Raw genomic sequence first — 18,718 nt, forward strand, 5'->3', positions numbered from 1 at the left:
GTTAGAGTGACTTACGCCACTTTTTCCTTCGCGCTTTTCGCGGCCAGATCGCGCAGGACGTAGTGCATGATGCCACCATTTTCGTAGTAGCCAATCTCGTCCTGGGTATCGATGCGGCACAGAGCCTGGATCTCTTCTTTCGATCCATCCTTGCGCGTGATCGTCACGGTTACATCCATGCGCGGCTTCACGCCTTTTTCCAGACCCAGAATGTCGAACGTTTCCGTGCCATCCAGTTTCAACGACTGGCGCGTCTGGCCATTCTTGAACATCAACGGCAACACGCCCATGCCCACCAGGTTGGAGCGGTGAATCCGTTCAAAGCTTTCGGCCAGAACGCATTTCACACCCAGCAGGAACGTGCCCTTCGCGGCCCAGTCACGGGATGACCCCGTGCCATATTCCTTGCCCGCCACAACGATCAACGGCGTGCCATCGGCAATATATTTCATGCACGCGTCATAGATGGGCATCTCTTCGCCGGTCGGCAGGTATTTGGTGTAACCGCCTTCCTTGCCACCCAGCATTTCGTTTTTAATGCGGATGTTGGCGAAGGTGCCGCGCATCATGACTTCATGGTGGCCACGGCGCGCGCCGTAGGAGTTGAAATCACGCACATCAACACCATGGTCGATCAGATATTTCCCGGCTGGGGAATCTTTCTTGATCGAGCCGGCGGGTGAAATGTGGTCGGTGGTGATGGAATCACCAAACAACGCCATGCATGCGGCCCCTTTGATGTCCTTAATCCCCGGCGGGGTCTTGGACATACCGGTGAAATATGGCGGGTTGGCCACATAGGTGGATTTGGCATCCCAATCATATGTTTCTCCCTCGCCCCCTTTCACGGCTTGCCATTCCTTTGGTCCCAGGAACACATCCTTGTACCGGCTGGAGAACATGGCCGAGGTCAAATTGCGGTTCACCGCATCGGCGATTTCATCATTGGTCGGCCAGATATCTTTCAAATAAACCGGCTTGCCGTCTTTGTCTTCGCCCAGCGGATCATTCATCAAATCCACTTTCATATTCCCAGCCAGCGCATAAGCAACAACCAGCGGCGGCGATGCCAGATAGTTGGCCTTCACATGCGGGTTGATGCGGCCTTCGAAGTTCCGGTTGCCGGACAGAACGCCCGCCACCGTCAAATCACCGGTTTCAACCGCCTTGGCAATTGCATCCGGCAGAGGACCGGAGTTCCCGATGCACGTTGTGCAACCATAACCAACCAAGTTGAATCCCATTGCATCCAGATGCTGGGTCAGGCCCGCTTTATCTAGATAATCGGTCACAACCTGCGACCCCGGGGCCAGAGATGTTTTCACCCACGGCTTCACCTTCATGCCCTTTTCATGGGCCTTCTTCGCCACCAAACCGGCGGCCAGCATCACGGACGGGTTCGATGTGTTGGTGCAGGACGTAATCGCCGCAATCACCACATCACCGTGTTTCAGGCTGTAATCCGTACCCGCCACCGGAACGGCGTGGGTGGTGTCGTGTTTCGCGGCAGCATCGGACGATTCTGGCATTTCCGACACCATGCGCGCATCGCCATTATCGTGCGGCAACGTTCCCAGCGATTCCGCCAGATATTTCTTAAATGCGGCGGCGGCATTCGACAACACGACGCGGTCCTGCGGGCGTTTCGGCCCGGCGATGGACGGTTCAATCGACCCCAGATCCAATTCCAGCGTATCGGTGAACACCGGATCGGCGGAATTTTCATCACGCCACATGCCTTGCGCCTTCGCATATTCCTCAACCAGTTTCGCACGGTGCGGATCGCGGCCCGTGAAGGTCAGATAGCGAATGGTTTCGCGGTCAATCGGGAAGAAGCCGCATGTCGCGCCATATTCCGGCGCCATGTTGCCAATCGTTGCGCGGTCGGCCAACGACATGTTGTCCAGACCCGGGCCATAAAATTCAACGAACTTGTTCACCACGCCTTTTTTACGCAGCATCTCGGTCACGGTCAGGACCAGGTCGGTCGCGGTTGTGCCCTCTTTCATCTTGCCGGTGATTTTGAAACCGATCACCTGCGGGATCAACATGGATACCGGTTGGCCCAGCATCGCGGCCTCGGCCTCGATCCCACCAACACCCCAGCCCAGAACGGCCAGGCCGTTGACCATCGTGGTGTGCGAATCCGTGCCCACCAGCGTGTCGGGATAGGCCACATTGCTACCGCGCTCTTCATCTTTTTCCACCCAAACGGTTTGGGCCAGATATTCCAAATTCACCTGGTGGCAAATGCCGGTGCCCGGCGGTACAACGCGGAAATTGCGGAAGGCTTGTTGGCCCCAGCGCAAGAACGCATAACGCTCGCCGTTGCGTTCAAATTCACGGTCCACGTTGGTTTGGAACGCGGCCCCATTGCCGAATGCATCCACCATCACCGAGTGGTCGATAACCAGATCAACAGCCGTCAGCGGGTTAATCTTCTGCGCGTTGCCGCCCAATGCTTTCATCGCTTCGCGCATCGCGGCCAGATCGACCACGGCGGGAACACCGGTAAAATCCTGCATCAACACGCGGGCCGGACGATAGGCCACTTCGTGTTCGGTCTTGCCCTTATTCTCCAGCCATGCGTGGCAGGCTTTGATATCATCAACGCTGACCGACACGCCGTCCTCAAAGCGCAACAGGTTTTCCAGCAGCACTTTCATCGAAAACGGCAGACGCGACACATCACCAATCTGCTTCGCGGCATCCGGCAAACTGAAATAATCGTATGATTTGCCATCAACGGTCAGGCTTTTGCGGGTTTTCAGGCTATCGTGTCCGGTGCGTGTCATGGATGAAGTCCTTGGTCGTAGAGTGGAGTGGTTGAAAATTCGGCAGATGAATTGTGCAGATAACTTAGCATGCTGGCGCAAAAATCAAAGTGTTCGACCCACATGAGGATGCAGTTGAGAACGCCTTGCAAATAGCGCGCGCAAGGGAGTGTAGGACGGGATGTTTAATGGAGTGTTAAGCCCATTTTTCTTATGACAATCACCCCATATCATCCCGACAGAGCGAAGCGACGAGGGATCTCCTCTTGTGTGAAGGTGGGATCCCTCACATCCGTTCGGGATGACACAATCGTTCAGCCAACGCCAAAGTCTTTAAAAATCAAAACCCTGCCCCGAACCCCTTAACAAAACCCTAACAAAAAACCGCAGAAATCCGCCAATTTTTGCCTTATTCTTTGGTCTACGGCCCTTAATTTGGCCATATTTGGCCGTCAAGCTTGAAGGGTGAGAGCGAAGTTTTCCAGCTTCCTCCTTCGCAAATGGTTCCAGCTTATTACCGAATCCGTCGCCTTCCCCGGGCGACGGATTTTTCTTTTACCGCCCATTTCCTACCCATTTCAGCTTTGTTCCCCTTGTCCCCATGGCACCCCCACGCTAAAACCTCCCCCATGATGATATCCGCTGAAAATCTGGCGTTGCACCGGGGGTTAACTCCGGTCCTGCACGGCCTGTCCTTTGCCGTTCCGGCGGGGCAACTGGCCGCGTTGACGGGCGCGAATGGCAGCGGCAAAACCACCCTGCTTCAAACCATCGCCGGATTGATCACCCCGGATGCGGGCCGCATCCTGTTCGACGGTGTTGAACGCGATGTCGAAGACCGCGCGCCGCTGATCCACTGGATCGCGCCGGACAATCCGTTCAAACTGGCCCTGACCGTTTCCGAAAACCTGATCTTCTGGGCCGCCATGATGGGCGTGCGCGCCGATGACGATATGATCGCCGCCGCCTTGCACCGGATGGAGGTCGCGCATCTGGCCGGGCGTATCGTCGGCACACTGTCCACCGGGCAACGTCGCCGCACGGCGTTGTGCCGTTTGTTTCTGGCCCCGCGCCCGATCTGGTTGCTGGATGAACCGGCGCTGGCGCTGGACGATCACGCGGCGGATGAATTGATCGCCCTGACCCACGCGCATTGCGGCGATGGCGGATGCGCCATTGTCGCCACGCACCGCCCGCCGCGGTGGGACGCCAATATGATCATCCCGCTGTCCCCCGAATATCATTTGATGTCGGAGGTTGCGTAATTGCCATGTTGTCCATGACCGCCACCATAAAACGGGATTTAACCCTCGCCCGGCGCAGCCCGGCGCGCATGATTGCGGTGCCGACATTCTTCATCTTGCTGGTCACGATTTTTCCGCTGGCCCTGGGCCCCGATCCTGACTTGCTGGCCCGCATTGCCCCCGGCGTGTTGATGGCCGCTGCGTTGATGGCGACGCTGGTCCATCTGGACCGCCTGTTTCGTGATGATGCCGAAGATGGCACGCTGGATGCCGTCATCCTGTCGCCTGCACCGCTGTCGCTTTACACCGCCGGGCGGATTGTGGCGCATTGGATGGTGACGGGCCTGCCCTTGCTGATCCTGTGTCCGGTCATGGCGATGATTTTGAACGCACCGTTGCCGTTTGCGGAATCGGTGTTTGGCGTCATCCTGCCCGCGACATTGCTTCTGACCCTAATCGGCGCAGCGGTTCAGGGATTAAGCCTGGGGTCCGGCCTTGGCGGTGTGTTGTTGGCCGTGTTGGCCCTGCCCCTTTATATTCCGGTTTTGATTTTTTCCGGGGCGGCGTTGCATCTGCTGTCCACCGGTATGAATGCCGCCATGCCGATGGCGATTTTATGGGCGTGCGTGGCCCTGGCCACGCCGTTAACACCGCTGGTCACGGCGGCCACTTTGCGTATGGCACGAGGGTAAAATTATGAAACTGGCCAACCCCACACGATTTAACCGCATCAGCGCGATTGTCACGCCATTGATGGCGCTGCTGTGCATTGCGTTGCTGATCCCCGGTCTGTACACCGCGCTTTATTCCTCCCCGCCGGATTATCAGCAACATGATTCCGTGCGCATCATGTATGTCCACGTCCCCGCCGCATGGGTGGCGTTGATGGCGTATGCCAGCCTTGGCATCGCTGGCATCGTCATGCTGGTGTGGAAACATATGCTGGCGGGATTGTGGATTCGCGCCGTGGCCCCCATCGGCATGGCGTTCACCGCCATCTGTCTGGTTTCGGGCAGTTTGTGGGGCATGCCCACATGGGGCACATGGTGGGTATGGGATGCGCGGCTGACCTCCGTGCTTGTCCTCTTCTTCCTCTATGTCGGGATTTTCGCCCTCGACCTGGCCTATGACGACCGGGACAAGGGGCTGCACGCCGCCGCATGGCTGGCCGCCATTGGCCTGATCAATTTGCCGATCATCAAATTCTCGGTCGAATGGTGGAACACGCTGCACCAACCCGCCAGCATCACCAGCATCAATCGCATGGCCAACCCCGCCATCGACCCCAGCATGATGACCCCACTGTTTTTGATGGCAGGGGCCTTTACGGCGCTGTTTTTTGCTTTGGCGCTGACCCGGCTGAACATTGTGATGACACATCGGAAGAAACGGTTAAAAGCCCTGCGCATGCTGGCTGATTCAATATAGCAACATAACGCGTCATCCCGGCGAAAGCCGGGATCCAGAAGACCGGGACAATTCTGCGCCTGTGGCTCTGGATCCCGGGTCAAGCCCGGGATGACAAGATGGAGAGTATAAAGTGACATTCGAAACCTTTATCGCCATGAACGGTTACGGCCTCTATGTCTGGGGCTCTTACGGTTTTGCCGCGATTGTGCTTATCGTGCTGACCTTGGCCACGTTTATCCGTGCCCATGAAATTAAACAGGATGATGAATAAGATGACGCGTAAAAACCGCCGTCTGGTGGCTCTGGCTTTAATTCTCACGGGTGTTGCGCTGGCGACCGCATTGCTGCTGTTCGCCCTGCGCCAGAATGTGACCTATTTCATGAGCCCGACCGATCTGGTCTCGACCAGCGCCCGACCGCTGGCTGGGGGGCGCCCGATCCGCGTCGGCGGTATGGTTGTGTATGGCACCGTGAAACGCGATGGCACCATCACCCGCTTCACCATCACTGACAATGAAAACAATGTCGTGATTGAATATGACGGCATCGTCCCCGATTTATTCCGCGAAGGCCAAGGCATCATCGCCACCGGAACCATCAACGACGATCATGTTTTTATCGCCACGCAATTGCTGGCCAAGCATGATGAAAATTACATGCCACCCGAGGTGGCCAAAGCCATGAAACCGCATTACGACGCCATTGAGGCCAAAAAGCAATGATTGCGGAACTGGGCCATTTTGCGTTGATCCTGTCTTTGCTCTGCGCCACCCTGCAAATGGCCGCGGGGTGGAAAGCGCGCAAGCCCGGCATGGATTCATGGCTGGTGGTGGCTCGCCGCGCAGCCATTATTCAATGCGCAACCATCGTCGCCGCCTTTGCTGCGCTGATTTATTCCTTCGTTGTGTCGGATTTCTCGGTCGCACTGGTCGTGAATAACAGCCACACACTCAAACCCTTGCTGTATAAAATCGCAGGTACGTGGGGCAACCACGAGGGGTCGATGGTTCTGTGGGTTCTGATCCTTGCGCTGTTCGGTGCCCTGTCCCTGCGCCAGACCATGCCGGATGCCATGCGATCCATGGTGCTGGCCGTGCAGGGAATGCAGGCGGTGGGCATTCTGGCCTTCATCCTGTTTACATCCAATCCGTTCACACGTTTGGACCCCGCACCGGCGGACGGGATGGATTTAAATCCCCTTTTACAGGACCCGGGCCTCGCCTTTCACCCGCCCCTGCTCTATCTGGGCTATGTCGGGTTTTCGATTGTGTTTTCCTTTGCGTGTGCGGGCCTCCTGACCAACGCCATCAACCGCGACTGGGCCGCCCTCGTCCGCCCGTGGGTTCTGGCCGCATGGGCGGGGTTGAGCGCGGGCATCGCGCTTGGATCATGGTGGGCGTATTACGAACTGGGCTGGGGCGGGTTTTGGTTCTGGGACCCGGTGGAAAACGCATCTCTGATGCCATGGCTGTGTGGCACGGCGCTGTTGCATTCCATTATCATCACGCGCCATCGTGGGGCCTTGCCACGGTGGAGCGTCCTGCTCGCATTACTGGCTTACACTTTCTCCCTGCTTGGCACGTTCCTGGTGCGCTCCGGCGTTTTGACGTCGGTGCATGCCTTTGCCACCGATCCGTCACGCGGCTTGTTTATCCTCGGCCTGTTGACCGTGTTTGCGGGTGGCGGGTTCCTGCTCTACGGCTTGCGCGCGCCAGATTTGAAAAGCGATGCCGGGTTTAAACCCATCAGCCGCGAAAGCGCATTGGTCGTCAACAATCTGATTTTAACGGCGATGGCGGCGACCATTTTGGTCGGTACGCTCTATCCGCTGATTTTGTCATCACTGAATGCCGGGCAAATTTCGGTGGGGCCGCCCTTTTTCAACGCGACCATCCTGCCGCTGGCTGTGCCGCTGATCCTGCTCATGGGGGTTGGCCCATTTCTGGCGTGGAAGAAAGCCGATTTAAACGCCATTCGCGAGCAATTGGTTGCGGGTGCGTTGATGACCGCGACCATCGTTGGATTGATCATTGCCATTCAAACGGAAACATCCCTGATCGTTTTGGGCGGCTTTGCCCTTGGGATCTGGGCCATTGTCACAACGCTGGCCGACACCTGGGCGCGCCGTGGCAAACTGACCTTATCCGGCTGGGGTATGCGGCTGGCCCATGCGGGGCTGGGCGTGGCCGTGATTGGCATCGTCGGCACCACGCTGTGGAAAATTGAAACCGCGCAAATTTTAAAACCGGGCGAACATTTAACCGCCGGACGCTGGACCGTCACATTGGATTCGGTTGATGCCGGATTCGGCCCGAATTATTCCACCATCATGGCCCATGTCACGGCACGGGCGGGCGATACATCCATCAACCTGTCCCCCGAACGTCGCTATTACCCCGTCGGCGGCATGGCTACGACCGAGGCCGCCATTCGCACGTCCCTGCGCGATGACATTTATGTTGTGTTAGGGCAACAGGATACGATTGATAAAGGCGATGGCCAAGGAAACGGATGGATTATTCGCGCCACCACCCATCCGCTGGTTGCCCTGATTTGGGGCGGGTTTGCGATGATCGCAAGCGGCGGGCTATGCGCGTTGTTCGGGCAACGTCGGAAAAATAAGGAAGGGTCATAAGAATGGTCACAAAAATCCAACGCCTGTATTTCCTTTTACCGCTCGTTTTGCTCGGGTTCCTGATCGCAACGGCTGTGACGCCTTTGTTAAAAGGCACCGACCCGTCTGTTCTGGACAGCCCCCTGATCGGGCAGCAGGCCCCCGCTTACACCGCGGACGGGTTTGATCCGGCCATTGTCGATACGGTTCTGCGCGGCCCCGGCCCTGTGCGGGTTGTCAATTTCTTCGCCAGCTGGTGCCCGCCATGCGAAGCCGAACACCCCATGCTGAAAACCATGGCGACAATGGACAATGTCATGATTATCGGTATCAATGTTCGCGATATGCCGGAAAAACGCGATGCGTTTCTGGCCCGGCTTGGAAATCCATTCGACACAATCCTGAACGATCCCGATGGTGGCCTGTCCATCGCCTGGGGCACCAGCGGAACCCCCGAAACATTCATTATTGATATGGACGGCATCATCCGCCACCGCATCACCGGACCGATCACGCAAACGGATATTGACGCCCTGATCGTTCCGCTGGTCAAACAGGAAAACGCCCCATGATCCGCGTTGTTCTGGCCCTTCTGTTTCTCTCTACACCGGCGTGGGCCATGCAGGACCCGCGCGAAGCCCTGGCCAATCCGGCACAGGAGCAACGCGCGCAAGCCCTGTTCCACGATTTGCGCTGTGTCGTGTGCCAGAACCAGACCATTGCCGAATCCGATGCCGCAATTGCACGCGACATGCGGAAACTGGTGCGCGACCGCATTGAATCCGGCGCGACCGACACCGACATCGTCAACGAACTGCACCGCAATTACGGCGATTTCGTTCTCATGACACCCCCCTTTGACCCACGCACATGGATTTTATGGGGTATGCCGCTTCTGATTCTGGGGGTTGGCGGGTTTGTCGCCGTTCGTTCTTTAAGCCGTGCATCCAATATGGATGATCCATCATGATCCTGTTTGTTATCACCGCCATTCTGACCGCGATTATCATGGTCATTCTGTCTGATCCGCTGATGAAATCGGCAACGACGTGGCAATCCGGCGTTAAATTGCTGATCACGGGCGCGCTCTGCGTTCTGGCGCTGTATTTGTTTTTGGGCTCGCCCGACACGCCATCCCGCGCCGCCGCTTTCGAAACACTGGACAATCCGCGCGCACAAATCCGACTGAAGCAACAGGAAGAACTGGTTTTGTTGCAAGCCCTGTCCGGGGAACCGGACAACACCGGCTTGCTGCTGCGTCTGGGAACGATCCAGATTGAATCGGGCCGTGCGGATGATGCCATTCCCCATCTGGCCCGCGCCAACACGCTACGCCCCGGCAATGCAGACATTCAAATTGCCCTGGCCGCGGCGTATTTCAGCAATGGCTTGAGAATTGCGGAAGAAAACAAACCCGGCGCAATGGACGCGGCCCGCAAAGAGATGGAAGCCGCCCTGACCTATGCCCCCAAGGGACATCCCATCCGTGCCGATATTCAACGCGCCATTTCCGCCACAGCATCCGGGCATTGATTCATCAAGGCGGCGTAATTTTGCGGAGAATCCAGCGCGTTTTGGCGCGCCATGCGGTCGGCATACATGTCACGTAAAATCTGTTCTGTCTGGTTAATGACGGCCTGTTGCATCCGGCTGCGCATCACCGTTACTTCGTTATCGGCAATCGGCGGGGATTGGCGGTTGCCATCAACTTCGAACACAAAATCAAACGCCCGATCAATTTGCGCGGCATAGGATTCGATTGCAGTGCGATCAATGGCCACATGTTCCATTTCATGATCGCGCACGGCATTATACACACATCCACCCCGCGCAAAATCGCGCGCGATGAAAATGGTTGGCTCCAGCGTCAGAATAATATTCACTTCCGCAAAGTGCAGACAGCTTAAGCCGCCGGTTTCCGCCGGTTGCCAATCCATTTCAATACTGTATTCAATTCCGATATTGCCGCGCATGACACCACCCGTTTTGGCGTGGGTCATATTGGTGGCCGATTTGGCCGTGTCTGTATCCATCTCAAATGTTTCAAGCACGCTCATCGGCAATGAATCATCGATTTTCGTCGCCGCCGTCACGGCATAGACGCTGACATTCGGAACGGGCGGAGCCGGGCAGCCGGGCACACTGCCCGCCGCCAACCACAAACCCGAGGCCATCAACCCGGCCTGTATCGATTCCAGCAACATCTCTGGACCCATTTAAAATACGCCTTTTGATTATATCAGTAACTTATAATATAGATAAGTTACCGTTTCAGCCTGACCAGCCCCTTACAAATGGCGCTGATCCGGTCGTATTCGGCGCGTGAATCGACCTGAGCCTGTAAATTATATTGATCCTGTTCCAATGCGGCTTTGCGGTCCTGCATTGCCTGCTTTACCTGTTCCAGCGTGGTGGTTTTGTAATCTTCAACCCGCGCAATCGATACGGGGCCAATCACCCCGGTCTGATCGACCGCCCGCTTCACCAATGTCCCCACAGCCTGCACATACGCGTTCATGATCCGGCGATCAACTTCGATATGTTTTAATTCGTGTTCAATCACGGCATCACGACACGGGGGTTTTGAAAATTCCTGTGCGACGTAAACGACGGGGGATAATGTAACGGTTACATTCACGCTCTTATACTGCATACAGGCCTGCCCCAGATCGGGGCTTTCGAAAATTTGCCACTCGATGGACAGTGACGTCACAACTTCATCGTGGCGCATGCCGCCGGTCGCGGTGTCGGCCATTCCGGCATAGGGATTGTAATTATTCTCCCGCCGCATCGCGGCGGTCAGGTCCGCCGATTTTTTGGAAAAGTCATATTGGATGGGGTTGCTGACCGGATTGATATTGATCACCGGGGGCACACCCGGCGGACACACCATTTTACCGTTGCGGATTTTCAGCGGATACGACTCGGCCTGCCCCTTGGCCGCCCACAGGGCAACCGGCCACATCATGCCGAAACCACACACAAGGGCGGTGAAAAACAGCAGCTTTATCCGCATAACCCCTTAATTTTATCAGAAAATTCGCCCCTTCGCCCTTTTATATTTGCCCTTGCCATACTATGATGGGCGCACCTGAAACTGGCTGAATACGGGGATTTTCGACCATGATGCACGCCATTGGACAATTGCTGATCACGTTACTGAATATTTACCTTTTCATTATTATCGCTGGCGTTGTCATCAGCTGGCTGATCGCTTTTGACGTGATCAACACCCGCAACCCCCAGGCCGGCAATCTGGTCCGCTTGATCGAACGCATCACGCAACCGGTTTACGCCCCGCTGCGCAAATTCATTCCGCCGATTGGTGGCATTGATATTACGCCGATTATTATCATCTTCGGCATCTACCTGTTGCAAAGCATTATCGCCAGCATGTTCTTCAGCGCTCCGGCGATTACCATTACGGGCTAAGCCATAAGCAATGACGAACAAGGCCGCCACCATCATCGACGGGAAAATGATTGCCGCCACCATGCGGCAATCCATCGCCGGTGATGTGACGGCCTTGCGCGCCCGGGGCATTTTACCGGGGTTGGCCGTTATTTTAATTGGTGATGACCCGGCGTCCGATATCTATGTCCGCAATAAAATGCGCGCCTGTGAATCCGTCGGCATCCACAGTGCGGAATACCGCCTGCCCGCCACGGTGACCCAGGGTGCCGTGGACACATTGATCGACACGTTGAATGCCGATCAATCCATCCACGGCATTTTGCTGCAACTGCCCGCACCCACGCAGATTGACACGCGCGCCCTGATCAACCGGATCAACCCGGCGAAGGATGTCGACGGATTGCATCCGCTGAACATCGGGAAACTGGTATCGGGCGCAAGGGATGCCATTATTCCGTGCACACCGCAGGGCGCATTAAAACTGATCCAATCCGTCCGCGCGGATTTAACCGGATTACACGCCGTCGTTCTGGGCCGATCGATTTTGTTCGGAAAGCCGATGGCGCAATTATTATTGGCCCAAAATTGCACGGTCACCACCGCCCATTCCAAAAGCCGCGACCTGCCCGCCCTGTGCGCACAGGCCGATATTCTGATCGCCGCCGTGGGCCAGGCTGCCATGGTCAAGGCCGATTGGGTGAAAGACGGCGCCATTGTGATCGATGTGGGTATCAATCGCCGCGACGATGGCACGATTGTGGGGGATGTCGATTTTGCATCGATCATGCCGCGCGCCGCCGCCATCACCCCGGTTCCGGGCGGCGTTGGCCCGATGACCATTGCCTGCCTGCTGGCCAACACCGTTGCGGCGGCGCAACAAACCACCCCGTAACCCACGCAAATCCGCGGCCGGGCATAATTTCCTTGTCATTTATTGGCGGATTTGGCCATACTCCCCGCCATGCAGGGACAAAAAAACAACAATAATAAGAACGACGAAGCCTTACTGCCCGTGCCCATCAAAAAAGATGGCGACCGGGAAGGCATGATCGCGATCAAAGACAGCATACTGATTCAAAAACACGCGGAATTTCTCAACGATGCGGATCACAGCCTTGATTCCGCCGATCTGGAAGCAAAGGCCGCCAGCCTGCATTACCTGCAACTTTATATCCACGCTGCCGAACGGCAATCGTTACGCGAAAACAACCTGCCCGTTCCGAACACCATCGGTTACGCGATTGATGAAAAAAAATTCACGCGCGAAATTGCCCTGATGCGCCGCATTATTAAAACGCTGGATTATTCCGAAGCTTATTTGAACGAACTCGACCAATCCGTTGATACAATCCACGCCGCCTTACAGCGCAGCGAATTTGTCCGCGAAACACAGGACGCATGGCCGCATTTGGGGCCCGTATACCGCAAAACCGCCCTGAACCACATTCAGAAAATTCACGCGCAAACGCAGAATATTGCCGGCGTGCAAACACCGCCGACATTAACCATGCGCTTTAACCAAAGCGCCATGACCCTGCCCGCCACGCCGGGCGCGCATGCCACGATTGTAATGGCGTATGAAAGCGACAATCTGGACGAAGCCGCTGGCGTCAGCGCCCTGGGGCAAGCGTGCATTCAAAAAAGCGGTGTGGCCCCACCGTTGCGCCCGCAAATTTTTTACAACACCCATGCCGATACAAATTTCCTGGAACGGGATTTTGCCAGCGCCGCGTCCACCGTGCACCATGAACAACATCATGTCATGCAATCGGCCCTGATGCTGGCCTATGCCCAGGGGCGCATTCCCAAATGCCACCCCATCGCGCGTGATGTTGAAATCATGTGGGCGCTCCACAAAGAACGCGCCTACATCACCCATGCGATCCAAAGCATTTACCGCATCCAGCACAAGGAACAGGATACCCACTACATCCAGAACCGGATGCAGGAACGCCTGACCCGAAGTTTACGCGCATAAACCATAATCCCGCAAAAGCCCGTCACGCTTGATCAAACGCGAATCCTCGCGTACAATTTTTTTGTGCATAACTAAAATCGCACATCATAAAAATAAAAATCACGATTCTCGAACAGGGATCACGAAGCCACATGATGAATCAAAACGCCGCCTCACCATCCGAACGGGATGGTGATAACACCCGGTTTTTGTCTTCAACCTTTCACAGCCACATGCCCACATTGCGGGCCCGGTTCGACCGATATAACCGGATTTTGAAATCCGGTACGGCGGATGAAAAACTGGATCTGATCCAGGAACTGCGCGATTACATTTTTGCCGAGGAGGAAAAAATCCTCTTCCCTAACGGGGACGCACCCGAAGGGATCATGTGGCAAACCCCGGTGGATGAATCCCGCTATGGCGTTGAAATTCACCTGATGCTGAAACTCTGCGCCGATTTTGAATATTCGGGTGAATACCGCCTGAAAATGCGGGAAATCGCCAATAATATCGCCATCGCAATGGCTGCCGACAAAGATATGCAGTTTGCCCAGCACAATTGGAACGGCATGGATATGACGCAAAAGAAAGCCATCCTGCGCAAGGCCCAGAAAATCCACGCCCAGGTCCAACAGCTGGATGGCATTCAAACCGGCCAGAATATCAGCGTGATTTTCAACAACGAGGCCCGCGCCCTGCCCGACGGGCAACACAATCCGCAATTTGGCTATGCGTCCCACAGCGACAGCCTGCACAGTATTTTTAACAGCAAAGCCTTGGGTTGGATGTTCGGCACACCGGACAGCGTCATCAATTACAACACCCACCCCGATAACAGTTTCATGCGCGGTGGATTCGCAACAGCGCTCAGCGCGATGCACCACGAACAACAACACGCGTTTCAATCCGCCATGGCGCTGGCCTATTTTGAAAAGCGCATCGATCCGGCCAGCCCGTATTACAAGGATGCCGAATTGCTTTATCGCCTGCGCGTGCATGATTGTTACGTTCCGCCATCTATCTACAGCGTGTATCGCAGACAGGCGCTGGAGCGCGACACGTTTGATTTCCAGCATTTGATGGAAACGCATTTGCGCCGCCCCTTTCCCGGCTCCGGCTGGGCCAAGGACCCCACCCAGGCCCGCGCCCATGGCAATACGCTGGACGGATTCTTTGGCCGGATCCGCAAATGGTTTCGCGGCCCCGAAGCCTGATAAATCATAATATTTCAATGAATTAGGGAGCGGTCACGGAATGTTTGACCGCCCTCTTTTGTTGACATAATATACGCCCTGTACTTTAGAACAGGGCCACATCATGCACGCGAACGACAGCGGCCATTCCGATCCCCTCGCCCGGCTGGTGCACCTGCTGGCCCGGCACATGCGCAACATGTCCACCGCCGATGCACTGCTTCTGGAAGAACAAATCAACGTTATTCGCCACGGTGATGATTTAACCCGGATCGCGCTGGCGAAAAACCTGGCATACAAAATCTTGCGCACCGAGCAGGCCCGTTTGGCCGCACGGGGTATTCTCCTGACCCCCAACACGTATGTTCGCGAAGACTATTACCCGCTGGATATCACCTTGATCCATGCAACAATGGATCATTTCCGCCTGTCGGATGCCTATCAATCCAGAATGGCCGTGGTCGCCAATGATGTCGCCCACGCCATGGCACAGAGCAAGACACTGCAATACGCGCAACGCCATTGGCCGTCGATGAACGATGATCAAAAAATTCGCGCCCTGAAAATCGTTCAGCATTTGCATGAAAAACATCAAAAACTTGGTGATTTGCGCTGCGAAATGCTGACCGGACTGACATTTTCGAATATTCCAATGACGCGCAAGAACGGGAGCATAAACCCAAAATTCTTTCTGGCGTTCCAGCATAACGCTTTCAGCAATGTGTTTAACAACTCGTCCGGGTCCGTTATATCGACCGCGATGGACCGCATGGGTGCGCATATTTACTACAACACCCATAACGACAATTTTTATTTCAGACGCAGCTTCGCCGCCGCGGCCGGGGCGATGCACCATGAACAGCAACACGTATTCCAGGGTGCCCTGGCCATGGCGTTTCACGATGGGCGCATCGAAAAATCAAATCCGTATTATAATGACGCGCGGATCTTCTATCTGCTGACACGCGAAGAATGTTACATGCCCGGAAATATTCCATCGCTCTACCGTACACAGGCGATTGAAACCGATGCTTTCGCGTTTCAAACCGCCATGACCCGCCGCCTGTATCGCCCGTTCAATGAAGGCGCGTGGGCCGATGACCCGGACCAGCGCGCCGCTTACGAAAACGGCGGCTGTGCCCTGTTCAAAAAATTAAAGGCGCGGATTTTTGGTCCGCGCCCTTAAATTCATTGATCGAATGGTGATTTATTCACCCTGCGCGGCGGTAAAGCCCGGTTTCCCGTCGAAATTATAAAGGTTTTCAACCTTGATAAAATCAATGTTCGCAGCGTCAAATTTCGCCAGCAACGCCATAATGGCATCGTGTTTGATTCCGCTGTTGCTCATAAACCGCAAACGCCAATGGTCGGAACAGAATGTTTCCGGCTGTCCATCGGGCCAGACTTTGGTCCCACGGTTTGCAATGGATTCCATGGCCAGACCGTTATCATTCACACCCAGCGCCAGAATACGATCCGCCAGACCGTTCGGGTCACATTGGTCAATGTTCACGAACACATCCACGCCGACCAGTTTTTTGTCCTGCGTCACACGCGGTTTCAGCGGCGGCAGAACCATGCCCCCGGCGGCCCCAATGACCGGCGCACCATAATCCACGGCGCGCAATTTTTCCGGCGTGGCACCAATGCGTTCAATCACGGCCTTGGAGAACCCGTCGGTGCCGACCTTTTCCACCGATTTGCCCAAACGGTAAATATCCCCGGTGTGAATGCCATCCTCGATGGTTTTCAACCAGGCATTATGAACCCGCGTGGCGATGTCCTTCTGGCCGATATGCACCAGCATCATCACCGCGCCCAGCAACAGGCCCGACGGGTTGGCAATGCCCTTGCCCGCAATATCCGGGGCGGACCCGTGAATGGCTTCGAACATCGCACATTGCGTACCAACATTCGATGACCCACCCAGGCCGACCGATCCCGTCACCTCGGCCGCGATATCGGAAATAATATCGCCATACAGGTTTTCGGTCACGATCACGTCGAACATATGCGGCTGCACCGCCACCTTGGCGGACCCGATGTCGATGATCATGTGGCTTTGCTCAATATCCGGGTATTCCGCGCCAATTTCATCGAATGTGCGGTGGAACAAACCATCCGCCATTTTCATGATGTTGTCCTTGGACATACAGGTCACTTTTTTCCGGCCATTGGCGCGCGCATACTCAAAGGCGTAGCGGATAATCCGCTCCGACCCCGGACGGCTGATAATCTTGACCGATTCAACAACGTCCTGCGTATGGCGATATTCAATACCGCCGTACAAATCTTCCTCGTTCTCGCGCACGATCACCAGATCCATCGTCGGATGGTTGGTTTCCACATACGGCGCATAGGACACGCACGGGCGCACGTTGGCGAACAGCCCCAGCGATTTCCGCACCGTGACGTTCAGGCTTTTAAACCCGCCGCCCTGCGGTGTCGTGATGGGGGATTTCAGGAACACCTTGGTCCGGCGCAGGGAATCCCACGCGGAATCCTCGATCCCGCTCTTGATGCCGCTTTTATACACGGCCTCGCCAATGGCGATTTCCTCAATCGCCAAGGCCGCGCCCGCCGCATCCAGGATTTTCAGCGTCGCATCCATGATTTCCGGGCCGATACCATCGCCCCGCGCCACCGTGATGGGAACCAGATTCGTTTTACTTGTACTTACCATTTGGATTGGCCCTTTCGTTTGCCAAAGAGAAAATCAACCTGTTGCGTCATGCGTTGTTGCAAGGACGCGTCCGCCTTGCCGCGCCAGTCGGGCCGCATATTGGTCGGGCCATAGCGCAGGATGCAATAGCCCAGCGCTGCCGCCGCAATCGACCCCATCAGCACGCCCAGACGAACCACGGCCTGCATATGCACATCGTGATAGGCCAGACCGCCGATAAACAACGACATGGTGAAACCAATCCCGCAAATAACCGATACGCCATAGAGTTGGGTCCAGTTGGCATTGTGCGGCTTGGGCGACAATCCGGTTTTGACGGCCAGAAAGATCATGCCGAAAATACCAATCTGTTTACCCAGCAACAGGCCCAGCGCGATACCCAGCGTCACCGGGTCGACCAACGCATCAACACCCATACCGGCAAACGGTACGCCCGCGTTGGCAAAACCAAATAACGGCAACACCAAAAAGGCGACCCACGGATGCAAATTATGCTCCAGCGTTTTTGCCGGGGATTTTCCGGGGTGTTTCTTGCCATGCAGCGGAATAAACATGGCCGCAATCACACCAGCCAGCGTTGCATGGATGCCCGATTGCAAAACCGCAATCCACAAAACGAAGGTGAGCAGGATATACGGCGCAATGCGCAGAACATTCCGGCGATTCAGAATAAACAAGCCAACCAAAGCCGCCGCCGCGAAATAGAGCGGGTCCGGGTTGAACCCGTGTGAATAGAAAATGGCGATAATGATAATCGCCCCCAAATCGTCAATCACCGCCACAGCCGTCAGCAGGATTTTCAACGAAATCGGAATGCGATTCCCCACCAGGGTCAGGATGCACAGCGCAAAGGCAATATCCGTTGCCGACGGAATGGCCCACCCGGCCAGGTTTTCCGGCGTATCCTTGTTGATGAACCAGAAAATGGCCGCCGGAACCACCATCCCGCCAACCGCGGCCAGCGCCGGAAGCAAGGCGCGATCCCGGCTGGATAATTCCCCTTCCAGAAATTCACGCTTAATTTCCAACCCGATCAGAAAGAAGAAGATCGCCATCAACCCGTCGTTGATCCACAACAGAACAGATTTTTGCAGCGCCAGATCAAACCCATCCGCCGTCGAAAATCCGATGGTGAATTTCACATTATTTAATATGTGGTCATACAAACCGCTCAACGGCGAATTGGCGATGATCAGCGCCAGAATGGACGCACAAATCAATACAATCCCGCCCGCTGCTTCCAAGCGGAAGAAATCGCGCATCATCACGACGATGGATTTGCCATTTTCTGTATCGAGGTCGTGGGGTCCGTGATTGGAATGGTGTGATGCCATGGGCCTGCCTTAAACTCCGGGATAAGATTATGGATATTGATGACAAGACGGTCAAAAACCGCTAAATCTTGGGACGACAGGATACCTTATTT

The 18,718-nt window shown here is 55.6% G+C and carries 19 protein-coding genes; 14 read left to right on the forward strand and 5 right to left on the reverse strand.

The window, feature by feature from the left end; translation table 11 throughout:
* Positions 1–11: 11 nt before the first annotated feature.
* Positions 12–2,795, reverse strand: coding sequence for an aconitate hydratase AcnA (acnA, locus tag A11S_RS08260; protein ID WP_015468055.1), 2,784 nt, complete (start codon positions 2,793–2,795; stop codon positions 12–14).
* 608 nt (positions 2,796–3,403) lie between these two features.
* Between acnA and ccmA the strand changes: the two genes are divergently transcribed.
* From ccmA to A11S_RS08305, 9 genes are all read left to right on the forward strand, one after another.
* Positions 3,404–4,039: a heme ABC exporter ATP-binding protein CcmA gene (gene ccmA / locus A11S_RS08265; protein WP_015468056.1), complete on the forward strand. Its 636-nt coding sequence runs from the start codon at positions 3,404–3,406 to the stop codon at positions 4,037–4,039.
* Positions 4,040–4,044: 5 nt separating this feature from the next.
* Complete coding sequence (gene ccmB, locus A11S_RS08270) at positions 4,045–4,710, forward strand: heme exporter protein CcmB (protein ID WP_015468057.1); 666 nt, start codon at positions 4,045–4,047, stop codon at positions 4,708–4,710.
* 4 nt (positions 4,711–4,714) lie between these two features.
* Positions 4,715–5,446: a heme ABC transporter permease gene (locus tag A11S_RS08275; RefSeq protein WP_015468058.1), complete on the forward strand. Its 732-nt coding sequence runs from the start codon at positions 4,715–4,717 to the stop codon at positions 5,444–5,446.
* Positions 5,447–5,558: 112 nt separating this feature from the next.
* Positions 5,559–5,699: a heme exporter protein CcmD gene (ccmD, locus tag A11S_RS08280; protein WP_015468059.1), complete on the forward strand. Its 141-nt coding sequence runs from the start codon at positions 5,559–5,561 to the stop codon at positions 5,697–5,699.
* Position 5,700: 1 nt separating this feature from the next.
* Positions 5,701–6,150 carry a cytochrome c maturation protein CcmE gene (gene ccmE, locus A11S_RS08285; RefSeq protein WP_015468060.1) on the forward strand — a complete coding sequence of 150 codons (450 nt, stop codon included), beginning with the start codon at positions 5,701–5,703 and terminating at the stop codon, positions 6,148–6,150.
* Positions 6,147–8,063 (forward strand): heme lyase CcmF/NrfE family subunit, encoded by a 1,917-nt coding sequence (locus A11S_RS08290; protein ID WP_015468061.1) that lies wholly within the window; start codon positions 6,147–6,149, stop codon positions 8,061–8,063. The genes ccmE and A11S_RS08290 overlap by 4 nt, the downstream gene beginning before the upstream one ends.
* Before the next feature lie 2 nt (positions 8,064–8,065).
* Positions 8,066–8,614, forward strand: coding sequence for a DsbE family thiol:disulfide interchange protein (locus A11S_RS08295; protein WP_015468062.1), 549 nt, complete (start codon positions 8,066–8,068; stop codon positions 8,612–8,614).
* Positions 8,611–9,012, forward strand: coding sequence for a cytochrome c-type biogenesis protein (locus A11S_RS08300; RefSeq protein WP_015468063.1), 402 nt, complete (start codon positions 8,611–8,613; stop codon positions 9,010–9,012). Before A11S_RS08295 ends, A11S_RS08300 begins: the two co-directional genes overlap by 4 nt.
* Entirely contained in the window at positions 9,009–9,575 is a 567-nt protein-coding gene (locus A11S_RS08305) for a tetratricopeptide repeat protein (RefSeq protein WP_015468064.1), read from the forward strand. The genes A11S_RS08300 and A11S_RS08305 overlap by 4 nt, the downstream gene beginning before the upstream one ends.
* On the opposite strand, the gene A11S_RS08310 is transcribed toward A11S_RS08305, so the two are convergent.
* Both A11S_RS08310 and A11S_RS08315 read right to left on the reverse strand, forming a co-directional pair.
* Complete coding sequence (locus A11S_RS08310; RefSeq protein ID WP_041802618.1) at positions 9,539–10,258, reverse strand: KH domain-containing protein; 720 nt, start codon at positions 10,256–10,258, stop codon at positions 9,539–9,541. The two genes, A11S_RS08305 and A11S_RS08310, sit on opposite strands and share 37 nt — an antisense overlap.
* Positions 10,259–10,305: 47 nt before the next feature.
* Positions 10,306–11,058 carry a hypothetical protein gene (locus A11S_RS08315; protein WP_015468066.1) on the reverse strand — a complete coding sequence of 251 codons (753 nt, stop codon included), beginning with the start codon at positions 11,056–11,058 and terminating at the stop codon, positions 10,306–10,308.
* 107 nt (positions 11,059–11,165) lie between these two features.
* On the opposite strand from A11S_RS08315, the gene A11S_RS08320 reads away from it, so the two are divergent.
* The 5 genes from A11S_RS08320 to A11S_RS08340 all read left to right on the forward strand — a co-directional run bounded on the left by A11S_RS08320 (position 11,166) and on the right by A11S_RS08340 (position 15,795).
* On the forward strand, positions 11,166–11,474 hold the full coding sequence (locus tag A11S_RS08320; RefSeq protein ID WP_015468067.1) for a YggT family protein: 309 nt from the start codon (positions 11,166–11,168) through the stop codon (positions 11,472–11,474).
* Between the two features lie 10 nt (positions 11,475–11,484).
* A complete protein-coding gene (folD, locus tag A11S_RS08325; RefSeq protein WP_015468068.1) occupies positions 11,485–12,348 on the forward strand; it encodes a bifunctional methylenetetrahydrofolate dehydrogenase/methenyltetrahydrofolate cyclohydrolase FolD in 864 nt (287 codons plus the stop codon).
* A 69-nt stretch (positions 12,349–12,417) separates the two neighbouring features.
* Entirely contained in the window at positions 12,418–13,434 is a 1,017-nt protein-coding gene (locus A11S_RS08330; protein WP_015468069.1) for a hypothetical protein, read from the forward strand.
* A gap of 131 nt (positions 13,435–13,565) precedes the next feature.
* Positions 13,566–14,630, forward strand: a complete 1,065-nt coding sequence (locus A11S_RS08335) for a hypothetical protein (protein WP_015468070.1) — start codon at positions 13,566–13,568, stop codon at positions 14,628–14,630.
* A 103-nt stretch (positions 14,631–14,733) separates the two neighbouring features.
* Positions 14,734–15,795 (forward strand): hypothetical protein, encoded by a 1,062-nt coding sequence (locus tag A11S_RS08340; RefSeq protein ID WP_015468071.1) that lies wholly within the window; start codon positions 14,734–14,736, stop codon positions 15,793–15,795.
* A 21-nt stretch (positions 15,796–15,816) separates the two neighbouring features.
* Here the strand turns inward: A11S_RS08340 and A11S_RS08345 are convergent, their stop codons facing one another.
* On the reverse strand, positions 15,817–17,292 hold the full coding sequence (locus A11S_RS08345; RefSeq protein WP_015468072.1) for an NADP-dependent isocitrate dehydrogenase: 1,476 nt from the start codon (positions 17,290–17,292) through the stop codon (positions 15,817–15,819).
* Positions 17,286–18,626: a Na+/H+ antiporter NhaA gene (nhaA, locus tag A11S_RS08350; RefSeq protein ID WP_015468073.1), complete on the reverse strand. Its 1,341-nt coding sequence runs from the start codon at positions 18,624–18,626 to the stop codon at positions 17,286–17,288. The genes A11S_RS08345 and nhaA overlap by 7 nt, the downstream gene beginning before the upstream one ends.
* Positions 18,627–18,718 lie beyond the last annotated feature (92 nt).

Origin of the sequence: Micavibrio aeruginosavorus EPB (genome assembly GCF_000348745.1) — a bacterium.
In the GTDB taxonomy this organism is placed as follows: domain Bacteria; phylum Pseudomonadota; class Alphaproteobacteria; order Micavibrionales; family Micavibrionaceae; genus Micavibrio; species Micavibrio aeruginosavorus_A.

Excerpts from the sequence above, each read along its gene's own strand:
- acnA (WP_015468055.1), bottom strand. The coding sequence starts at position 2,795 with ATGACACGCACCGGACACGATAGCCTGAAAACCCGCAAAAGCCTGACC.
- ccmA (WP_015468056.1), top strand. The coding sequence starts at position 3,404 with ATGATGATATCCGCTGAAAATCTGGCGTTGCACCGGGGGTTAACTCCG.
- ccmB (WP_015468057.1), top strand. The coding sequence starts at position 4,045 with ATGTTGTCCATGACCGCCACCATAAAACGGGATTTAACCCTCGCCCGG.
- A11S_RS08275 (WP_015468058.1), top strand. The coding sequence starts at position 4,715 with ATGAAACTGGCCAACCCCACACGATTTAACCGCATCAGCGCGATTGTC.
- ccmE (WP_015468060.1), top strand. The coding sequence starts at position 5,701 with ATGACGCGTAAAAACCGCCGTCTGGTGGCTCTGGCTTTAATTCTCACG.
- A11S_RS08290 (WP_015468061.1), top strand. The coding sequence starts at position 6,147 with ATGATTGCGGAACTGGGCCATTTTGCGTTGATCCTGTCTTTGCTCTGC.
- A11S_RS08295 (WP_015468062.1), top strand. The coding sequence starts at position 8,066 with ATGGTCACAAAAATCCAACGCCTGTATTTCCTTTTACCGCTCGTTTTG.
- A11S_RS08300 (WP_015468063.1), top strand. The coding sequence starts at position 8,611 with ATGATCCGCGTTGTTCTGGCCCTTCTGTTTCTCTCTACACCGGCGTGG.
- A11S_RS08305 (WP_015468064.1), top strand. The coding sequence starts at position 9,009 with ATGATCCTGTTTGTTATCACCGCCATTCTGACCGCGATTATCATGGTC.
- A11S_RS08310 (WP_041802618.1), bottom strand. The coding sequence starts at position 10,258 with ATGGGTCCAGAGATGTTGCTGGAATCGATACAGGCCGGGTTGATGGCC.
- A11S_RS08315 (WP_015468066.1), bottom strand. The coding sequence starts at position 11,058 with ATGCGGATAAAGCTGCTGTTTTTCACCGCCCTTGTGTGTGGTTTCGGC.
- A11S_RS08320 (WP_015468067.1), top strand. The coding sequence starts at position 11,166 with ATGATGCACGCCATTGGACAATTGCTGATCACGTTACTGAATATTTAC.
- folD (WP_015468068.1), top strand. The coding sequence starts at position 11,485 with ATGACGAACAAGGCCGCCACCATCATCGACGGGAAAATGATTGCCGCC.
- A11S_RS08330 (WP_015468069.1), top strand. The coding sequence starts at position 12,418 with ATGCAGGGACAAAAAAACAACAATAATAAGAACGACGAAGCCTTACTG.
- A11S_RS08335 (WP_015468070.1), top strand. The coding sequence starts at position 13,566 with ATGATGAATCAAAACGCCGCCTCACCATCCGAACGGGATGGTGATAAC.
- A11S_RS08340 (WP_015468071.1), top strand. The coding sequence starts at position 14,734 with ATGCACGCGAACGACAGCGGCCATTCCGATCCCCTCGCCCGGCTGGTG.
- A11S_RS08345 (WP_015468072.1), bottom strand. The coding sequence starts at position 17,292 with ATGGTAAGTACAAGTAAAACGAATCTGGTTCCCATCACGGTGGCGCGG.
- nhaA (WP_015468073.1), bottom strand. The coding sequence starts at position 18,626 with ATGGCATCACACCATTCCAATCACGGACCCCACGACCTCGATACAGAA.